Source organism: Luteirhabdus pelagi (assembly GCF_016827595.1).
Lineage (GTDB): Bacteria > Bacteroidota > Bacteroidia > Flavobacteriales > Flavobacteriaceae > Luteirhabdus > Luteirhabdus pelagi.
Genome location: NZ_JAECMS010000001.1, coordinates 541,356 through 559,234, shown reverse-complemented (window position 1 = coordinate 559,234; position 17,879 = coordinate 541,356). Strand labels below are relative to the sequence as shown.

Below are 17,879 nucleotides of genomic sequence, written 5' to 3'. Positions count from 1 at the left end.
GTGCAAAACACGATGTTGCTTTCCACCATTGAATATTCGGTTACTGCTATTGTTTGCCTCTTATCGGCAGTTATCATACAGCGTATCTTTAAAAAAGAAGGGCGACGAACGGTCGATGCGAAATCAATTGATGGAATTAAATGGTTTGGCCTCGCTATATTTTCCTGGGGAATTGGAGCATTCGTAAATTTCCTACTGGTAACGGTTTGGAACGTTCCTGAGCATTCTCAACTTATTATTTATTGGGGTGTCTTTATATCGCTAGCGAATTCACTCTTCATTATTTTGTCCTTACCCTCTATCGAGCATAACCGACCTCGAAATATTTTGGTTCGAACCGTACAGCGTTTCACCACCCGTGAATTTATAGGAATCTATTGCGCGGTTTTGGGGATGATTGCTTTTGTATTTATAGCAACTTCCTATAACAATGCTGAAATTAGCAACAATTTTATATGGTTGATCGATATTCCCATTTCAGTATTGGTAGCGCTTGCGCTGCTAAGTGAACTGAACAAGGCATTCGCAGACCGAAATATGAAATTTATGTATCTGCCAACGCTTTCACTATTTGCATTGATACTGATTGCCATTTCATATCGAATTATTCCACAAGACAGGGCTGTTCAAGTTATTGACCAACGATTTTGGGCCATGGCCGGCAGTATCACCGCTATTTCCTTTAAATTCCTATTTATTCTACTATTCTCCATTTTACTATACAGTTGGAAGTTTTTATCAGAAACGGAAGCCCAGCAATCACTTGCCATAAAATTGACAAAAGAAAATAATGCGCTATCAGAAGAATTAAAACGCGTTAAGCTTAGTTCCGAAAGCCATTTAGATACGATTGCAACTATGAAAAAAGAGCTTACTGAGCTGAAGGAAAGTTCAAAAGTAGTACTTAGCGATCGTCAAAAGGAGGTATTGGGATATCTCGGTGTGTATGGAAAGGAGAAATCTTATCCTGAAATTGCTGCGGAAATGAACATCAGTCTGGATGGATTTCAAACACATATTCATCAAATAAAGAAAATCCTCAATATCAGTGGAACAGGCGGAAAACAGCAGCTTATCGCCTTCGCCCACAAAAATAAACTGACCGATTCCATCACTTCCGAAAAGAATCAAAAATAGTATGGTTAACCATAGGGGTTGAAAATTTAAAGCAGTGGTTAACCTTTTCTTTGTGATCGTTTTGAAAGAATTTGGCGGAAAACAAATACTTTCTCCATGGTTACTCAAGAACTTACCTTAGATGAAAAAATAAATCAAGCGTTCGATGCAGCCACCGGTTGGTTTGTCGATAGTATTTTTGCTGAAATACCCATTACTGATGAAGTAGGGATTCCCTGGGTACTGATCGTATTAATTCTAGGGGCTGGCTTTTTTACCCTTTATTTCAAATTTGTCAATTTCAGACATTTTTTAACAGCCATAAAAGTGGTGAAGGGCGATTACGATGAATTTGAAAAAAATGAACAGGTTGAAGCGTCTACTAGTGTCGCTACTGTTGAAGGCGACAATCCGGACACGATTCGGGTAGAGGGTGAAGGAGAGGTCAGTCATTTTCAAGCATTAACGGCTGCGGTTTCTGCTACGGTCGGTCTCGGCAATATTGCTGGAGTAGCCATCGCACTTTCCATCGGCGGACCAGGCGCTACCTTTTGGATGGTTTTAGTCGGATTACTTGGAATGTCTTCAAAATTTGTAGAATGTACCCTTGGTGTGAAATATCGCGAAGTAAACGCCAACGGGACAATTTTTGGCGGTCCGATGTACTATTTAAGCAAAGGGCTATCGGAAAAGGGACTAAAAAAGTTAGGGAAACTCTTAGCCATTGTTTTCGCCATAATGTGTATTGGCGGTTCGTTTGGGGGTGGCAACATGTTTCAAGTGAATCAGGCATTTCAGCTTTTCGAATATGTGACGGGAGGCGAAAACAGTTTTATTAGTGGGAAGGGATGGATCTTCGGAGTGATCATGGCCATTTTTGTCGGGGTCGTTATTATTGGTGGCATAAAGAAAATTGCCAAAGTAACCGACAAGGTTGTACCCGCGATGGTGGTCATGTATATTTTGGCTAGCGTGACGGTTCTCTCCTTAAACTATGAACAGATTCCTAATGCCTTTGCGGAAATTTGGAATGGTGCCTTTAACCCTCAAGGAATAGTGGGCGGATTTATCGGAGTGCTTATCCAAGGCTTTAAAAGAGCAGCCTTTAGCAATGAGGCAGGAATTGGTTCCGCCTCAATAGCACACAGCGCCGTAAAAACCAAATACCCAGCGAGTGAAGGTCTTGTAGCGCTATTGGAACCTTTTATCGATACCGTAGTAATTTGTACCATGACAGCATTGGTGCTCATCATTACCGGACAATTAGAAGTGGGGGCTCAGCTTAGTGATGAAGAGGGAGTGGTCTTAACGGCTACAGCCTTAGAAACGGGAATTTCTTGGTTTCCATACTTACTGTCTTTTGCCGTAATCCTTTTTGCGTTTTCTTCTATGATTTCTTGGTCATATTATGGATATCAGGCATGGAGTTATTTGTTTGGTAGAAGTAAAAAAACCGAATACACCTATAAAATTATATTCTGTTGCTTTACTGTTGTCGGCGCTGCAGCAACGTTGGGCGCAGTTACCGATTTTAGCGATGCGATGATTTTTGCTATGCTTGTTCCCAATATGATCGGACTGTTTCTTTTGAGGAAGAAGGTGTGGGAAGAACTATCTCGATATAAAAATGTAATCAAAGGAATATCAAAGCTGTCCTAAGCGTCGTTGAATGTTCTCAAAATTATAATGTGAAGCACTTTCTATTTTTGAAAGTTCATCCCAGCCAATCGGTGTGGCGATACCAGCTTCCGAAGTTGCTCGAATCGAATAGGGACAGACACTCGTTTGGCCATAGGCGTTGCGAAGGTAATCGATAAAAATTTTTCCATTCCGTTTGTTTTTCCGCGTTGCAGTGGTAAGCAATTCTGGGAAGGCCTGTTCCATTTCATCGGCTAAGGCTTTAATGGTTTCTCGTCGTTCATCGAAGGTTTGCGTGCGGCGCTCGGTATACCAAATATGAAAGCCACTTTTCCCGGTGGTCATTAAATTTGGGTCTTTGCCATTATCTTTTAGAAAGTCTCCTATTTTTTTGGCAGCTTTTTTCACCTTATCAAAACTATTGGCAGGTGGATCTAAATCGAAAACCACCTTATCTGGTTTTTCCGGCTTGTCGCGTTTCGATAGCCAGATGTGAAAGGAAATAGTCCCTTGATTTGCCAAATAAATCAAACTCTTTTTTGAATTGCAGTATACTTGTGTGTTACTGCCTTCTTTCGTTTCTATCTGTACGGTTTTAATAAAATCGGGAAAGTAATCCGATGCGTTCTTTTGGTAGAATCCATCAGTATCAACACCATCGGGAAAGCGTCGTAAGGTTAGTGGTCTACCCTTCAAATAGGGAAGCATTTTATCGGCTATGGAAGCGTAATACTTCACCATATCGGCTTTGGTGATTTCTTTCGTTGGAAAAAGAATTTTATCGGGATGTGATATTTCTACGCCAGCTATTTTCATGTTGGTTCTTCTTTGGTTACTTCCTTTGCTGCTTTATCTTTCCGCATTCCCAAAAATCGCGGGTGTCGTAATTTGTTGCTATTCGTCCATTCGGTGAAGCCGAATTCACCTACATACTTCGGAGTAATCCAATGGTTTTTCCCTTGATTGTCTTCGTCGAAATTTTCAAACGGACTCGTTTTTCGGCTAATAGCATCAAACTTTTTTCGCCATTTCTGAAGAAACGCATCATCGAAACCGGTTCCTACCTTGCCTGCATAGTGAAGCGCATCTTCTTCATAATAGCCTACCAACATGGCACCAAAACCAACGCGCTCTCCTTCGGGTTCCGTAAAACCACCAATGACCAATTCCTGACCTTTACTACATTTAAACTTCAACCATTTCTTGCTTCGCGAATGGACATAGGTAGCTTGACTGTCCTTAGCGATAATTCCTTCCCATCCTTTTTTGCAGGCTTCCTTATGAAATTCGATTCCATCTTTTTTCCTATGGGAAGTATACCGAATAGGATCATCGAACGGCATGACCTCTCGAAGTACCTTTTTTCGGTTCAGTAGTGAAAGCTCAGTGAGGTCGTATGAATCGTAATAGAGAATATCGAAAATGTAGATAGAGACCTTCACTCCCGTATTTTGCGCTTTTTCGGGGTCGCTGATCTGCATTCTATTCTGCAACTTGCTAAAGCTCGTTACATTTCCTTCAAAAGCAACTATTTCACCGTCAATAATTAGGTTTGGTAATTTTGCATTTTCAAAGGCCTCCTTAATTTCTGGATAACTGTTGGAAAGCTGCTTTTCATTTCGTGACCATAAGGTAGCAACGCCATCTTTCAGTGTGATTAAGGTACGAACTCCGTCCAATTTTCGTTCGTAGATCCAATCTTCATCGTCGAAATAATCATCGGTCAAAGTGGCTAACATAGGCGAAACAAAGCCAGGGAAAGATTTTGACTCACATCTGGTATATGCTTTTTCTGAAAGTATTTGTTTTAGCGACTTCATTTGGCGGAATCTTCTTTTTCAATTTGTTTCATGGTTCGGTTACTAACCACACTTTTATTTTGAGTACTAGTTGGATTTCGTCTGGCATCCGCTTCTTCGTCATCTTGTTTTATCAGGAGCCAGTTTCCTTTCATATTGCCACTCTTCATCTTAATCAATGCATAGGCTCCTTTCAATTTTTCACCCTGAAGGGAAATTTCAACAGTACCCATATCGTACGACTTCAATAAGTCAATTTCTTCACCTTCATCATTCTTTTTGATATTTTTAAAAGTCCCACGGTCCCAAATCATGACAGTTCCACCACCATATTCACCTTCCGGAATTGTTCCTTCGAAATCGGCATATTCTAAGGGATGATCTTCTGTTGGAATTGCCATCCTTTTTACTGAAGGATCGGTGCTGGGGCCTTTGGGTACCGACCATGACTTCAACGTGCCGTCAATTTCTAAACGGAAATCGTAGTGAAGATTGGTAGCATCATGCTTTTGAATTACGAACACGGGTGTGTCAGGATTTCCTTTTTTCAAACCTCCCTTTGGCTCTTTCGTTTTATTGAAGTCGCGTTTATTGGTGTAGTCATCTTTCCCCATGCTAAATTTTTAGGGAGAAGGTACATACAAATAGGAGGTTAGGCTGTTAAGGACGTTTTAAAAAATGTAAAGAAAAAGGGAATTTTAAAGTGTAAGCGTCCACGTACGCTGTAAGCGACGAAACTTTTTCAACTCATCGCGTAATAATCGAACAAACTCTTTCCCGTTGGTGTTCGAGCGTTCCAAACGTTCACAATTGCGATATAACATATTGGTAAGTCGCGCAACGGAAGCAGCATGCCGGTGTTTTGCCTCGGCAAAGGGATGGTTTTCCGCTTTCATAATTTCCGGCGCCAACGATTCCGATTGTTGAACGATATCGCCACTAAAATAAATATCGGGATCTTCGGTGCCATCGGCACGCAATGGGGCTAAATCATCAACAAAATAGTGGGAAATATTTCGTGACAATGTAAATATTTCCTGAGCCTTCTGAAGCACAGGCGAATGCGGTAATTTGTTTGGAAATGGCGGTACCATTGTAGCTTGGGGTATTGTAAAATTCGTATTCCAAATTTACTAAGTGGAAATACATTTCAACTAATGAAATTAAAGCAAATATTTGATTTTACTTTAAAAATAATGTTATTTTAGCTTAAAATATTTAAAATGAATATTGACACTATAAATCAGAAAATCCTTCATTTAATTCAAGAAAATGCTCGGCTATCCAATGCGGCTATTGGTCGAAAGGTAGGGATAAGTAGCCCAGCGGTTTCGGAAAGAATTAAAAAGATGGAAGATGCGGGACTTATTCATGGATATAGAACGGTAGTTTCTCCGTTTGAATGCGGTTATCAGCTTAAGGCAATTATTACTATTCGAGCCTTTATGGGGAAATTGAAACCATTCTTGGAAAAGGTACAGACCTATAATGAGGTGCTAAACTGCTACCGTATAACGGGGAATGAAAATATCGTGATGGAAGTGGTGTTAAAGAATCGTCAACATCTAGAGAGTTTTATCGATCAATTAATAGTGTATGGGGAGTGTAAGACACAGATAGTGCTGTCTCACGTGGTGGCCAACAATGAAATTCGCCCAGTTTCCTAGTCGTTAAAGGAATTTTAATTGGGAGTTCCTTAATAATGATAGGCCGCATCCTTTTCTATATTGCATGAAAAGATCGTATTATCATGAAAAATTATACACTTCATTTTTTAATATTAACAGCAGTAACTGCCTTACTAGGCTTTTCAGGGTTAGATCTTATCGGCGGAACGCTTATAAGAATAATCTGTTTAATTTCAGGAATTGGATTAATATTATCTTGTTTAGATTCCGTTCTGCTATCTAGACGCCAAAAACGAGCACTTCAACAGCAACCGGAACCGATCCGAGAAAAAAGCAACAACGATCAGCCTTTGGATAAGTAGTTCTCAGTTGGTGTAGATTTTCGCTTCAACAATATATGAAGCCAAAACGTAATACCTGCGATTCCTACCAAAAATAACGAAAGCATCGTCCACGTACTGTCGAACCCATAGCCATCGGCAAGATTCATCCCGCTCGAGTGGCCTACCATATGAGATACCGAAAAGCTCATGCTATACAACCCCATATAACTTCCTTTTCTTCCCTTCGGAGCCATTTCTAGTGCCAAAGCATTAGAGAATGGTGAACCTATCATCTCTCCCAATGTCATAAGAATCATCCCTAGAATTAATAGCCATACTGTATGGCCAAGGTTAAGGACCCAAAAACTAGCTGCCAATAGTAAAATACCCCACAGCGTCGCTTTCGTCTTCGAGATATTTCGTCTATCAAGCCAACCTACCAATGGCATTTCAAATAAAACTATAAGCGCTCCATTCAGAAACAGCAGCCAGCCGATCAAATCTTCTGTGAGCAAATATTCCTTTTCATAATAAAGTGGAACTACCGAAAAATACTGTACAAACGCAGCGGTATTTGCGATCATGATAAAAATAAACAATAGGAATAAAGGATTTCGCGTCGGCGGTACTCCTTCCTTTGCTATTGGTTTCACAGTTTCTTCCTGAACAATCTTTTTTGGCTTCAACGTAAAGAATAATACTGCAGCTGCTAAAACACAGGTAATACCGTCTATCCAAAATAAGGAGCGATAACTGATGCTAGCGATAATTATTCCTCCGATAAGCGGCCCAATTGAAAACCCCAAATTAATGGCCAATCGGATAAGGGTAATGCTTCTCGTAACATTTCCTGGCTTACTATACGCTTCACAAGCAACAAAAATGGCCGGTCGATACGCATCGGCTGCAAAAATGAGCGCAAAGATGCCTAAACAGAAGCCATAGAAGCTATCGATGAATTGTAATAGGATAAACCCAATACCTCCTAAAAAGAGACTTACCGTAATGACCTTATAAAATCCGATCGTGTCGGTTAGCCGACCGCCAACATAGGTGCCTAGTAAAGAACCTAGTCCGAAGGCACTCATTATCCATCCCACCTGAGGTAGCGTAAAACCTTTCGCATTCACCAAATACAACGATAGAAAAGGGATGACCATCGCACCCGCACGATTGATAAAGGTAATAAGCGATAAGAGCCAGATTTCCTTCGATAGGCCTTCAAAATTCCTCAGGTATTGTAGGTACAGCGTTTTCATCTGATGGTATATAAAAATAAAACGTCCCGATGTTGATCGGGACGTTTTACTATTGATTGTTGTTATGTTTCAATATCAATATACAGCACTCCCGAAGTTATGACCCTTGGTCACAACCTGTTGGATACGAATATATTGACGAGTGTTCATCGCGGATTTTTATTTGAAGTAAAAGTAATCAATTTTTTCAATTGAAGCCTTTTTTTCTTTAAAATGAAGTAGAATTGTATCTTGCTGCAAACGAATTCATATGAAAAACACTGCTTTCTTATTACTGCTATCCATTTCATTCATTTCATATTCACAAGATGCTGAAACCTACATACAAAGTGTTCAGGACTATCAAGAAAAGGAGAATAAGGAGTTTGGAACTGCCGAGACAACGATTCTAACAGCGAAGGATTTTAAAACGTTTGAAGGGTTGAAGTTTTTTCCTATTGATGAAACCTACCGTGTTACCGCTACTTTCAAACGAACGCCCGATGAAGAACCGTTTTTTATGCCAACGACTACGGCTAGGCTACCTGAGTATGTGAAGTATGGGGAAGCCCACTTCACCATAAAAGGAAAGAAGTTAAAGCTCAATTTATATCAGAATACCACTCCCTACGAAGACCCCGAATACAAAGACTATCTCTTTTTACCTTTTACCGATGAAACCAATGGCGATGGTAGTTATGGTGGTGGCCGATTTTTAGATGCGTATATTCCGGAAGGCGACACAATAATATTGGATTTCAATAAAGCGTATAATCCATATTGTGCTTATAATCCGAGATACTCCTGTCCCATTCCTCCAGAGGAAAACGATTTAGCCATTCGAATTGAAGCAGGGGTGAAAGCGTTCAAAAAGCACTAACGCACCATCCACATGCCGGCAAAGACCGCCAGAAATCCGATGCAAAAACTGCCTATCGTATAAAGGGCAAAGGTCATAAAGTCGCCCGATTTTAAAAAGACATGATTTTCATAGGCAAAGGCCGAGAACGTTGTAAAGCCGCCACAAAAGCCAGTGGCGAGAAATAGTACGGTATTTTGCGAAAGCGTTTCGCTGCGGAGCGACCACCCCAAAACCAAGCCGATAAGCAAACTTCCTAGAATGTTGGCTAGAAAAGTACCATACGGAATATCATCTTTGGTGCTGTTGAGGTATATTCCTATAACATATCGGAGGACACTTCCCAATCCGCCTCCCAAAAAAACCAAAGCCGCTTGTTTCATTTATGGAAGTTCTGGTTCGGTAGGTTTCTGAACGGGTAGATATATTTCGGTGAGGTAATCGGCAGGGTTTGGAACGTTCCCAGGATCGTTCGCATAAATCTCGAACATGTTGCGGTCCTGGTTCGGCTGCAATCCGTTTTCAGCCATGTAAGCGTTGGCTCTTTCGTAGGCTTCAGGAATATTGGTATAATCCCCCTTCAGCGTTACCTTCAGAGCCGGTACAGGTTCCATAAATCCATTTTGTACACTGCTACCGGGTGGGACCACCACACGTTCCTTTACGGGAATCGCAGCGGAAAAAATAACCGAGTTACTTTCTTCATTCACCTGATTATAGATAGCAAAAGGTTGTCCCGACTGCTGCAGGTTGTTTTGCTGCATATATTGCATTACTTGTCCGAACATCGGTCCCATTTTAGCTCCGATATCGTTTCTGCTACTGGCTTGCGATACAAACATATAGTAGCCTCCTCCATATTCGGTTATACCATCCACATTGATGGAATAGGCTTCCATGCTTTCTTCTACCACTTCCTCTAAATTGCTCAAACCGCTATCGAACATCGTCTTCAACGTAGTTTCAAAGTCTTCTTCCTGAAAACTCATATATACCTTTTCCATAAAGGATTGTTCGCCCTTCATGCCCCAGGTCACTTTTGTCTTTCCAACCGAATCGGTTTCCTCGAACTTCCAATAAATATCGCTGTCGCTATCGCCCATGGGAGTGTTGAAGGTTATTTCTTGTTCGATTTCCTTGGCAGGAATCACTTTGGTAGTACGCATAGAACCATCGCCAACTTTTTCACTCTTCCAGGAATAGGAAGCGCCTTCTCCTTCCGTTTTTTCGGCATAATCTATTTGCATATCAGGATCCTCTGCAATCCATGGGCCCCATTCTGGCCAATCCTTAAAATCCTTCACCTGATTATAAATTACTTCCGGTGGCGCCTCCATGGTTTTGGTAGCAGCAACATCGAAGGAACCATCTTTGGTGGCAAAATAAATAGCGGCACCAATCACTACGATTAATATGAGTAAGAATAGGTACTTGAGTAGTTTCATTATATAGCGAAGGTTTTGGTTGGGTTATAAAGATACTAAAATTAGCAGCAGATATTTTGCTACATTTGTTGAAAACAAAACCGATTACTCTTATGAAAAAAACTGTATTTATCTCTTTCGCCCTTAGCGGTTTGCTTTTTTTCTCTTGTGGAGAAGACAAGTCGGAACCGAAGGAGCAGGAGGTAGCCATGGCAGAACAGACCGACGATTTCGATTATAAAGTCGATCAATTCGCCGATCTACGCATACTGCGATATCAAATTCCTGGATGGGAGGATCTTTCCCTAAAGGAGCAAAAACTGGTGTATTACCTTACCCAAGCTGGTTTGGAAGGGCGTGACATCATGTGGGATCAAAACTATCGCCATAACTTAAAAATTCGTAAGGCTTTCGAGAATATTTATCGAAACTATGAAGGTGATAAGGATAGTGAAGACTGGAAAAATTTCGAAATTTATATGAAGCGTATGTGGTTTTCAAACGGAATCCACCACCATTATAGCAATGCGAAGATGAAGCCGGATTTCAGTAAGGAATACCTTCAACAGTTGTTGACAGATACCAATTCTGACCTTAGTGGTGAAGCGCTAGAGGTGTTATTCAATGATGCGGATAGCAAAAAAGTGAACCTTAGTAAGGATTCAGATATCGTGAAGGAAAGCGCCATAAATTTCTACGGACCGGATGTTACTACAGCCGACGTGGAAAACTACTATGGCGCGATTGAAGTAGATGCCGATGAGCCCATCGAAGTTGGCCTGAACTCCAAATTGATAATGGAGAATGGAAAGTTGGTTGAAAAAGTATACAAAAGCGGCGGTATGTATGGCCCGGCCATCGATAAAATCATCGGGTGGTTGGAAAAGGCCAAAGGTGTTGCTGAAGATGAACAACAAGCAAAAGCCTTAGGGTTGCTAATCGAATATTACAAAACGGGCGATCTTAATACATGGGACGATTATGCTGTGGCTTGGGTGGAAAGCACCGAAGGCGATATCGATTGGATCAACGGCTTTATTGAAGTATACAACGACCCAAAAGGGTATAAAGGTTCTTACGAAACCATCGTAGAAATTAAGGATTTTGATATGTCGAAGAAAATGGCCGTGCTTTCGAAAGAAGCGCAGTGGTTCGAAGATAACAGCCCGTTGATGGAAGAGCATAAAAAAGACAGCGTTAAAGGGGTATCCTATAAAACGGTTATCGTTGCCGGAGAGGCTGGCGATGCTTCACCAAGTACGCCAATTGGTGTAAATCTTCCGAACAATAACTGGATTCGTCAGGCGCACGGAAGTAAGTCGGTATCACTTGGAAACATCATCAATGCCTATAACAATGCTGGTGGAAGTGGCCGATTGAAGGAATTCGCCCACGATGAAGAAGAAATTGAATTAGAAGAAAAATACGGTAAGAATGCCGATAAATTGCATACGGCACTTCACGAGGTGGTAGGACATGCTTCTGGTCAGATTAATCCAGGAGTGGGCACACCAAAGGAAACTTTGAAAAGTTATAAAAGTACGATCGAGGAAGGTCGTGCCGATCTTTTTGGATTGTATTATTTGATGGATCCAAAATTGGAAGAACTTGGACTTGTTGAAGACTGGGAAAAAACTGGGAAGGCTGCTTATGATGGCTATATCCGAAACGGTCTTGTAGGTCAGTTGGTTCGTCTGGAATTAGGCGACGATGTAGAGGAAGCGCACATGCGTAACCGTCAGTGGGTGAGCGCTTGGGTGTATGAAAAAGGTAAAGATGAAGGGGTTATCGAAAAGGTAACACGCGATGGAAAGACCTATTACGATATCAAGGACTATCAGCGTCTTCGTGAGTTGTTTGGTGAATTGCTACGCGAAACACAGCGTATCACTTCTGAAGGCGACTATGAAGCTGCAAAAAACCTTGTTGAGGATTATGGGGTGAAGGTAGATCAAGAGCTTCACAAACAGGTGCTGGATAGAAATAAGCAGTTTGAAGCCGCTCCTTATAGTGGATTCGTAAACCCAGAGATTCGTCCGACTATGGATGATAACGGGGAAATTACAGGCTTCACCATTTACCAACCTGAAACGTTTGAAGAGCAGATGCTTCGTTATTCAGAAAATTATAGCAACTTGCCTACTGAAAATTAATTTAATTCGGTTACTGATTGGGAACCTCCTATTGGCATTGCCGTGGGAGGTTTTTTTATTGCTTGAAGAAATATTTCGCTGCCAATAAAAGCAATACAAAAACGATAAATCCGACCAAGATCCAAACGCTGCCCTTATACTGCTTGCGATGCAACTTCTTGTCTTTTCGGTACATTACAATCATTATTATAACAAATGCAACAACGAAGAGCGCAGCAAAAATTAATTGACCGGTAGAAAACATAAATGTGTAGTTTTAGGACACAAAAATACAACCTCTACTTAATATAAACGATACCGATGAAGAACAAGCTTGACGCCGTCCATAAATTTCATACCGCCTTCGGATTAGGAATTAAAGAGAAGCCCACTGCCGACCTAGGGGAAGCCAAGAACCTTTTACGATATAAACTGATGCGCGAAGAAAATGAAGAATACCTGGAAGCCGCGAACAATAATGATTTAGTTGAAGTGGCCGATGCATTGGGAGACATGCTCTATATTTTATGTGGAACGATTTTGGAACATGGTATGCAGTATAAAATTGAAGAAGTCTTCGAGGAAATCCAACGTAGTAATATGAGTAAATTGGATAATGATGGTAAACCAATCTATCGCGAAGACGGCAAAGTGTTGAAAGGTCCGAACTATTTTAAACCGAACATCGCAGAAATACTAGATCGTAAGGAGTAGTGGAGAATTCTGAATTAAGAATTGTGAGAGTATATTATCCTTATATCTTTTAGCCTACAGCCTACAGCCTACAGCCTACAGCCTACAGCCTACAGCCTACAGCCTACAGCCTACAGCCTACAGCCTACAGCCTACAGCCAGCTACACCTCATACCGCCATCCAAACGGATCTTCGGCACGATTTTGTTGAATGTCCATCAACTGCTTTTTAAAGCGTTTTGCATAGCTTTCTTCCGCAGCCAATTTTGGAAGATCATACGTCTGCTCTTTATAGCTAAACGCACTTACCGGACTGATAACCGCAGCGGTTCCCGAACCGAATATTTCCTTCAACGAACCATCCTTCGCAGCATTTACAAGTTCTTCAACCGTTATTCTTCTAACCTCATGATCGATTCCCTCGTGTTCGGCTAATGACAGCACACTCTTTCGGGTGACTCCATCCAAAATGCGATCGCTTGTTGGCGCTGTTATGAGCGTATCATTTATTCGGAAGAAAACGTTCATTGTACCTGCTTCCTCCAAATATTTATGTTCATTGCTATCGGTCCAGATAACTTGGTCGAATCCTTTCTCCCTTGCTAAGTTGGTAGGATAAAATTGTGCGCCATAGTTTCCAGCTGCTTTTGCAAAACCAACCCCGCCATCGGCAGAACGACTGAAGTTTTCCGCGATCACAACCCGTACATCGCCTGTATAGTAGGCCTGTGCCGGTGCCATCAAAATCATGAATTTGTATTCATTGGAAGGTGCTGCAGAAACTCCTACCTGTGTCGCCATGGCAAACGGGCGGATGTAAAGGGAATTTCCTTCCCCAGACTTCACCCAATCGCGATCTAGTTCCAACAATGTATGAAGGGCTTCAAAAAAGTATTCTTTTGGAAACTCTGGAATAGCCATACGCTTTGAGGAAATGTTCATTCGTTTGAAGTTTTCCTCTGGACGGAATAAAAAGACACGACCCGATTCGTCATCTCGGTATGCTTTCATTCCTTCAAAAACGGCCTGACCATAATGAAAGACCTTGGCGCCAGGAGAAATCGTCAATGGCCCGTAAGGTTTAATCGTCGGATTTTGCCATTTTCCATCTTTATAATCACATTCAAACATATGATCGGTAAAAGCGGTTCCGAAGGTTAGGTTTTCAAAATCGACCTCCGAAATTCGTGAGGTGTCTGCTTTATCAACCGTTATATGCTTATTGGTGGTAATACTCATGGAATAGGATGTTTTAGAACGCTGCAAAAATAGGCAAAAAGGCCTAAAAACTCTCAAAAAATTAGTAAACTTGCAGTCAATAAGATACAATAAATTAATCGATTCCATACAATGAAAAAATCAATTTTTGGTGTTCTCTTCATGGCATTGGCCGTTGTAGCCTGTAAAGAGAATAAAAACGAAGAGGCCGCAATGAGTGAAGAGGAAGTAATAGTTGAAAAAGAAGCTACCGATGCCGATATGGCCTTCGCTTCTTTCGGTGAAAAGATCAACGATACCGAAGTGCTTACTTCTGAAGAAATGTTCAAGAAGTTCCAAGGTATGAAGCCTGGCGATACGGTCGACGTAAAATTTAAAGCGAAAGTAAATTCTGTTTGTCAGAAGAAAGGCTGCTGGATGCGCTTGAAAGTTGGCGAAAACGATGAGGCCTTTGTAAAATTCAAGGATTATGGATTCTTCATGCCAAAGGATATTGCGGAGCAAGAAGCGATCGTTGCCGGTAAAGCATATGTTGAGGAAACTTCAGTAGAAGATTTAAAGCACTTCGCTCAAGATGCTGGTAAAAGTGAAGAAGAAATCGCTGCCATTACTGAAACCGATCTTACGTATACCGTAATTTCACATGGTGTATTGCTTCCAGAAATGGAAATGGAACAATAGATGAAACGAGAAATCCGCACCACCGATGATGGTTCGGTAACCCTACACATTCCGGAATGGAATGAACAATACCATTCCAAACATGGAGCCCTTGTCGAAGCACAATATGTGTTTATCGATCAAGGGCTTCACTATTTTTGGGACCATGAAAAGCTATCAGGCCCGCTTGCCATTTTAGAAATAGGTTTCGGTACCGGCCTAAATGCCTTTCTTACGCTATTAGAGGCTGAGAAACATAAAAAGAAGATCGATTATACCGGCGTGGAAGGGTTTCCCGTAACTGAAGACGAAGTAAAACATCTTAATTACCCGCAGCTACTGTCGGCCGACGCTACACTGTTTCAGAAAATGCACACCCTCTCCTGGGAAACTTCACATAAGGTAACCTCCTTTTTCATGCTTCGGATAAGAGAACAGAAATTCGAGGCTATTTCCGATCAGAATAGTTTTCACCTTATTTATTTCGATGCGTTTGGGTCTCGTGTGCAACCCGAACTTTGGGAAAAGGATATTTTTCAGAAAATGTACGATGCTTTATTGCCTGGCGGAGTTTTGGTAACCTATTCTTCCAAAGGAAGTGTAAAGCGTCTGCTTCCAGAATTAGGCTTTGAAGTAACGCGTTTGGCGGGTCCTCCTGGAAAGCGCCATATGCTTCGAGCGATTAAGAAAAAAAGCGATTTATAAGCATTCTCATAAAGTTTTCCCTTTATTCATAAGGTTGCGTTAAGTGCTATGGCATTCCAACTCATACAGGGTATTTTTATAATGAAGTTTTAGAAGTATTAAAGGTATGAGAGTATTAATTACTGGTGCGACAGGCCTAATCGGAAGTCGTATTGTGAAGGAGTTACATGCAGGAGGAATTCCAGTCAATTATCTGACCACAAGCAAAGATAAGATTGAAGATAGTGAAAACTATAGAGGTTTTTACTGGAACCCCAAGGAAGGTGAAATAGATAAAAAAGCCTTCGAAGGTGTGTTGGCCATTATCAATTTAGCTGGGGCTTCCATTGCGAAGCGATGGACCAAAAGTTATAAGAAAACAATTCTTGAAAGTAGGACAAGTTCTGCTAATCTTCTCTACAAAACCTTACAGGAAATCGACCATTCGGTACAGCATCTCATTTCAGCGAGTGGTATAAGTATTTATCCGAATTCCAAGGTGAAAATGTATACGGAAGAAAATACACAGGTAGACGATACTTTTTTAGCAGAAGTAGTGGTGGCTTGGGAAGCAGCAGCAGACCAATTCAAAAATTTAGGCATTCGCGTCGCAAAAGTGAGAACCGGTGTCGTGCTCTCTGAAGAGGACGGAGCCTTGTCTAAAATGGTAAAACCCATTGAGTATGGAGTTGGTGCTCCGCTGGGAAGCGGCCGGCAATGGATTTCCTGGATTCACCTGAACGATATCTGCTGTATCTACTACCATATTTTACAAAACGGATTGGAAGGGGTATTTAACGCCGTAGCGGCCAACCCTGTTACCAATCAAAAAATGACACAAAAAATAGCGAAGGAAGTGGGCAAGTCGCTCTGGCTGCCGAACGTTCCGAGCTTTATGCTGAAGTTGATTTTAGGTGAAATGGCAATCTTAGTGCTAGAAGGACAATTGGTCAGTTGTAAAAAAATTGAAAAGACCGGTTACGAATTTCAGTACGTTAATATTGAAACCGCACTTCGTGACCTTATATAAAAAAAGCCGGCAATCGCCGGCTTTCTTACTCTTATGAAGCAATATTGCTTACGCTCCTGTTTTATTAGCAGTTAGATTGATGGTAATAACCATATCATCACTGATAAACTTATCGCCTAAGTCGTCGAATACGGATTTGGATCCATAATTTACGTTCCATTTTGTACGGTCGATAGCGAATGGTTCACTCTCCAAACGGATTTTATCATCCATATTGGTTAGCGTAGCAGGAAATTGAATGTTATGCGTTTGGTCTTTAATCGTAAGATTTCCGCTAACAATCGTTTTTCCTTTTTTCTGATTCATTCCTGTCAATTCAAAGTTTGCGGTAGGATACTCCTTCACATTGAAGAAGTCTGTTTCTTTTCCTTCAACAGTTCCTTTTAGGTGATTTTCAAGGTTTGTTTTTTGCTCGCCTTCCAAATCCTCATCGGTAATAGTATTCATATCGATTTCGAATTTTCCAGCCTCGATCATATCATCCTTCATGCTAAACTCACCTGAAGAAAGCATTACATATCCGTTATGCTTTCCAGTAGGCTTGCTGCCTTCCCATAAAATCCGTGAATTATCCGTATCTACTGAATAGTTTACAGCCATATCGGAAGCTTCTGCTGCTTCTTGAGCCTCTGAAGTTTCTGCCTCTTTTGCGCCTTCCTTACAAGAAACTGCGCCAGTAGCAATAATAAGTGCTAGTGCTAAATGTTTGATGGTCTTTCTCATTGGTTTTTATAAAATTTCTTGGTTTCTGTAAAAATAGAGAGCCGCCGCTCATTTATTCTTAAAATACTATTAAAATAAAGCCGTGACATTTTGACATTATAAACCAAATGGCAGTACTTTTGCACCCTCGAAATAAAAATTTTAATGTTCTCATTTATGGGTAAAAAGGATAAAAAAGATAAAAAGCAGGAGGAGGAAGTGGCTGTAAAAGAGCAAGAGCAGGCTACTGATGCTGAAAACACGCAGGAAAAGGCCGAGGAGTTGAGTGAATTGGATCAACTCCGCGAAGAATATGAAAAGGAAAAAGATAAGTATCTGCGTCTTTTTGCTGAATTTGAAAATTATAAAAATAGAACCCGCCGCGAACGGATGGATCTCTTCAAAACGGCTGGACAAGAAGTCATGACGGCTTTACTTCCGGTAATCGACGATTTCGATCGTGCGTTGAAGGAAATTGAAAAGTCTGGCGACGATGGTTTGTATGAAGGGGTGAAACTCATCAGTAATAAATTACGCGAAACGCTAAAAAGTAAAGGATTGGAACCTATCGGAACACAGGTGGGAGATACCTTTGATGCCGATATTCATGAGGCGGTTACACAAGTGCCGGCTCCTAATGATGAAATGAAAGGAAAAATTATTGATGTCATCGAAACGGGATACAAATTAGGCGACCGCATTATTCGCTATCCAAAAGTGGTAACAGGACAATAG

General features: G+C 41.1%; 19 protein-coding genes. 10 read left to right on the top strand and 9 right to left on the bottom strand.

The window, feature by feature from the left end; all coding sequences use genetic code 11:
- Positions 1-12: 12 nt before the first annotated feature.
- Both I4Q58_RS02570 and I4Q58_RS02565 read left to right on the top strand, forming a co-directional pair.
- Entirely contained in the window at positions 13-1,137 is a 1,125-nt protein-coding gene (locus I4Q58_RS02570; RefSeq protein WP_236002802.1) for a helix-turn-helix transcriptional regulator, read from the top strand.
- Between the two features lie 96 nt (positions 1,138-1,233).
- Positions 1,234-2,775 (top strand): alanine/glycine:cation symporter family protein, encoded by a 1,542-nt coding sequence (locus I4Q58_RS02565; protein ID WP_203293398.1) that lies wholly within the window; start codon positions 1,234-1,236, stop codon positions 2,773-2,775.
- Here I4Q58_RS02565 and ligD (I4Q58_RS02560) read toward each other — a convergent pair.
- From ligD (I4Q58_RS02560) to I4Q58_RS02545, 4 genes are all read right to left on the bottom strand, one after another.
- Positions 2,761-3,570, bottom strand: a complete 810-nt coding sequence (gene ligD / locus I4Q58_RS02560; protein ID WP_203293396.1) for a non-homologous end-joining DNA ligase — start codon at positions 3,568-3,570, stop codon at positions 2,761-2,763. The genes I4Q58_RS02565 and ligD (I4Q58_RS02560) overlap by 15 nt on opposite strands.
- On the bottom strand, positions 3,567-4,574 hold the full coding sequence (ligD, locus tag I4Q58_RS02555; RefSeq protein WP_203293393.1) for a non-homologous end-joining DNA ligase: 1,008 nt from the start codon (positions 4,572-4,574) through the stop codon (positions 3,567-3,569). The genes ligD (I4Q58_RS02560) and ligD (I4Q58_RS02555) overlap by 4 nt, the downstream gene beginning before the upstream one ends.
- Positions 4,571-5,167 (bottom strand): DNA polymerase ligase N-terminal domain-containing protein, encoded by a 597-nt coding sequence (locus I4Q58_RS02550; RefSeq protein WP_203293391.1) that lies wholly within the window; start codon positions 5,165-5,167, stop codon positions 4,571-4,573. The genes ligD (I4Q58_RS02555) and I4Q58_RS02550 overlap by 4 nt, the downstream gene beginning before the upstream one ends.
- Before the next feature lie 84 nt (positions 5,168-5,251).
- On the bottom strand, positions 5,252-5,647 hold the full coding sequence (locus I4Q58_RS02545; protein WP_203293389.1) for a hypothetical protein: 396 nt from the start codon (positions 5,645-5,647) through the stop codon (positions 5,252-5,254).
- 129 nt (positions 5,648-5,776) lie between these two features.
- Between I4Q58_RS02545 and I4Q58_RS02540 the strand changes: the two genes are divergently transcribed.
- Entirely contained in the window at positions 5,777-6,220 is a 444-nt protein-coding gene (locus I4Q58_RS02540) for an Lrp/AsnC family transcriptional regulator (protein ID WP_203293387.1), read from the top strand.
- Positions 6,221-6,524: 304 nt separating this feature from the next.
- Here I4Q58_RS02540 and I4Q58_RS02535 read toward each other — a convergent pair whose 3' ends face one another.
- Complete coding sequence (locus tag I4Q58_RS02535; RefSeq protein ID WP_203293385.1) at positions 6,525-7,763, bottom strand: MDR family MFS transporter; 1,239 nt, start codon at positions 7,761-7,763, stop codon at positions 6,525-6,527.
- Between the two features lie 250 nt (positions 7,764-8,013).
- Between I4Q58_RS02535 and I4Q58_RS02530 the strand changes: the two genes are divergently transcribed.
- Positions 8,014-8,622 (top strand): DUF1684 domain-containing protein, encoded by a 609-nt coding sequence (locus I4Q58_RS02530; protein WP_203293383.1) that lies wholly within the window; start codon positions 8,014-8,016, stop codon positions 8,620-8,622.
- On the opposite strand, the gene crcB is transcribed toward I4Q58_RS02530, so the two are convergent.
- Together crcB and I4Q58_RS02520 are read right to left on the bottom strand one after the other, a co-directional pair.
- Positions 8,619-8,984: a fluoride efflux transporter CrcB gene (gene crcB, locus I4Q58_RS02525; protein WP_203293381.1), complete on the bottom strand. Its 366-nt coding sequence runs from the start codon at positions 8,982-8,984 to the stop codon at positions 8,619-8,621. The genes I4Q58_RS02530 and crcB overlap by 4 nt on opposite strands.
- Positions 8,985-10,046: an SRPBCC family protein gene (locus I4Q58_RS02520; RefSeq protein ID WP_203293379.1), complete on the bottom strand. Its 1,062-nt coding sequence runs from the start codon at positions 10,044-10,046 to the stop codon at positions 8,985-8,987.
- A 92-nt stretch (positions 10,047-10,138) separates the two neighbouring features.
- Between I4Q58_RS02520 and I4Q58_RS02515 the strand changes: the two genes are divergently transcribed.
- Both I4Q58_RS02515 and I4Q58_RS02505 read left to right on the top strand, forming a co-directional pair.
- Positions 10,139-12,178 (top strand): dipeptidyl-peptidase 3 family protein, encoded by a 2,040-nt coding sequence (locus tag I4Q58_RS02515; protein WP_203293377.1) that lies wholly within the window; start codon positions 10,139-10,141, stop codon positions 12,176-12,178.
- Between the two features lie 300 nt (positions 12,179-12,478).
- A complete protein-coding gene (locus I4Q58_RS02505; RefSeq protein ID WP_203293373.1) occupies positions 12,479-12,871 on the top strand; it encodes a pyrophosphohydrolase domain-containing protein in 393 nt (130 codons plus the stop codon).
- A 141-nt stretch (positions 12,872-13,012) separates the two neighbouring features.
- Here I4Q58_RS02505 and I4Q58_RS02500 read toward each other — a convergent pair whose 3' ends face one another.
- Positions 13,013-14,089: a branched-chain amino acid aminotransferase gene (locus I4Q58_RS02500; protein ID WP_203293371.1), complete on the bottom strand. Its 1,077-nt coding sequence runs from the start codon at positions 14,087-14,089 to the stop codon at positions 13,013-13,015.
- A 111-nt stretch (positions 14,090-14,200) separates the two neighbouring features.
- On the opposite strand from I4Q58_RS02500, the gene I4Q58_RS02495 reads away from it, so the two are divergent.
- The 3 genes from I4Q58_RS02495 (at position 14,201) to I4Q58_RS02485 (ending at position 16,442) form a co-directional block, all read left to right on the top strand.
- Positions 14,201-14,749: a DUF4920 domain-containing protein gene (locus I4Q58_RS02495; protein WP_203293369.1), complete on the top strand. Its 549-nt coding sequence runs from the start codon at positions 14,201-14,203 to the stop codon at positions 14,747-14,749.
- A complete protein-coding gene (gene mnmD, locus I4Q58_RS02490) occupies positions 14,750-15,433 on the top strand; it encodes a tRNA (5-methylaminomethyl-2-thiouridine)(34)-methyltransferase MnmD (protein WP_203293367.1) in 684 nt (227 codons plus the stop codon).
- Positions 15,434-15,539: 106 nt separating this feature from the next.
- Positions 15,540-16,442 carry a TIGR01777 family oxidoreductase gene (locus I4Q58_RS02485; protein ID WP_203293365.1) on the top strand — a complete coding sequence of 301 codons (903 nt, stop codon included), beginning with the start codon at positions 15,540-15,542 and terminating at the stop codon, positions 16,440-16,442.
- A gap of 48 nt (positions 16,443-16,490) precedes the next feature.
- On the opposite strand, the gene I4Q58_RS02480 is transcribed toward I4Q58_RS02485, so the two are convergent.
- Positions 16,491-17,165: a YceI family protein gene (locus I4Q58_RS02480; protein WP_203293363.1), complete on the bottom strand. Its 675-nt coding sequence runs from the start codon at positions 17,163-17,165 to the stop codon at positions 16,491-16,493.
- 156 nt (positions 17,166-17,321) lie between these two features.
- Between I4Q58_RS02480 and I4Q58_RS02475 the strand changes: the two genes are divergently transcribed.
- A complete protein-coding gene (locus I4Q58_RS02475) occupies positions 17,322-17,879 on the top strand; it encodes a nucleotide exchange factor GrpE (protein WP_203293361.1) in 558 nt (185 codons plus the stop codon).

Coding starts and splice junctions, on each gene's coding strand:
- I4Q58_RS02570 (WP_236002802.1), top strand. CDS start 13: ATGTTGCTTTCCACCATTGAATATTCGGTTACTGCTATTGTTTGCCTC.
- I4Q58_RS02565 (WP_203293398.1), top strand. CDS start 1,234: ATGGTTACTCAAGAACTTACCTTAGATGAAAAAATAAATCAAGCGTTC.
- ligD (WP_203293396.1), bottom strand. CDS start 3,570: ATGAAAATAGCTGGCGTAGAAATATCACATCCCGATAAAATTCTTTTT.
- ligD (WP_203293393.1), bottom strand. CDS start 4,574: ATGAAGTCGCTAAAACAAATACTTTCAGAAAAAGCATATACCAGATGT.
- I4Q58_RS02550 (WP_203293391.1), bottom strand. CDS start 5,167: ATGGGGAAAGATGACTACACCAATAAACGCGACTTCAATAAAACGAAA.
- I4Q58_RS02545 (WP_203293389.1), bottom strand. CDS start 5,647: ATGGTACCGCCATTTCCAAACAAATTACCGCATTCGCCTGTGCTTCAG.
- I4Q58_RS02540 (WP_203293387.1), top strand. CDS start 5,777: ATGAATATTGACACTATAAATCAGAAAATCCTTCATTTAATTCAAGAA.
- I4Q58_RS02535 (WP_203293385.1), bottom strand. CDS start 7,763: ATGAAAACGCTGTACCTACAATACCTGAGGAATTTTGAAGGCCTATCG.
- I4Q58_RS02530 (WP_203293383.1), top strand. CDS start 8,014: ATGAAAAACACTGCTTTCTTATTACTGCTATCCATTTCATTCATTTCA.
- crcB (WP_203293381.1), bottom strand. CDS start 8,984: ATGAAACAAGCGGCTTTGGTTTTTTTGGGAGGCGGATTGGGAAGTGTC.
- I4Q58_RS02520 (WP_203293379.1), bottom strand. CDS start 10,046: ATGAAACTACTCAAGTACCTATTCTTACTCATATTAATCGTAGTGATT.
- I4Q58_RS02515 (WP_203293377.1), top strand. CDS start 10,139: ATGAAAAAAACTGTATTTATCTCTTTCGCCCTTAGCGGTTTGCTTTTT.
- I4Q58_RS02505 (WP_203293373.1), top strand. CDS start 12,479: ATGAAGAACAAGCTTGACGCCGTCCATAAATTTCATACCGCCTTCGGA.
- I4Q58_RS02500 (WP_203293371.1), bottom strand. CDS start 14,089: ATGAGTATTACCACCAATAAGCATATAACGGTTGATAAAGCAGACACC.
- I4Q58_RS02495 (WP_203293369.1), top strand. CDS start 14,201: ATGAAAAAATCAATTTTTGGTGTTCTCTTCATGGCATTGGCCGTTGTA.
- mnmD (WP_203293367.1), top strand. CDS start 14,750: ATGAAACGAGAAATCCGCACCACCGATGATGGTTCGGTAACCCTACAC.
- I4Q58_RS02485 (WP_203293365.1), top strand. CDS start 15,540: ATGAGAGTATTAATTACTGGTGCGACAGGCCTAATCGGAAGTCGTATT.
- I4Q58_RS02480 (WP_203293363.1), bottom strand. CDS start 17,165: ATGAGAAAGACCATCAAACATTTAGCACTAGCACTTATTATTGCTACT.
- I4Q58_RS02475 (WP_203293361.1), top strand. CDS start 17,322: ATGGGTAAAAAGGATAAAAAAGATAAAAAGCAGGAGGAGGAAGTGGCT.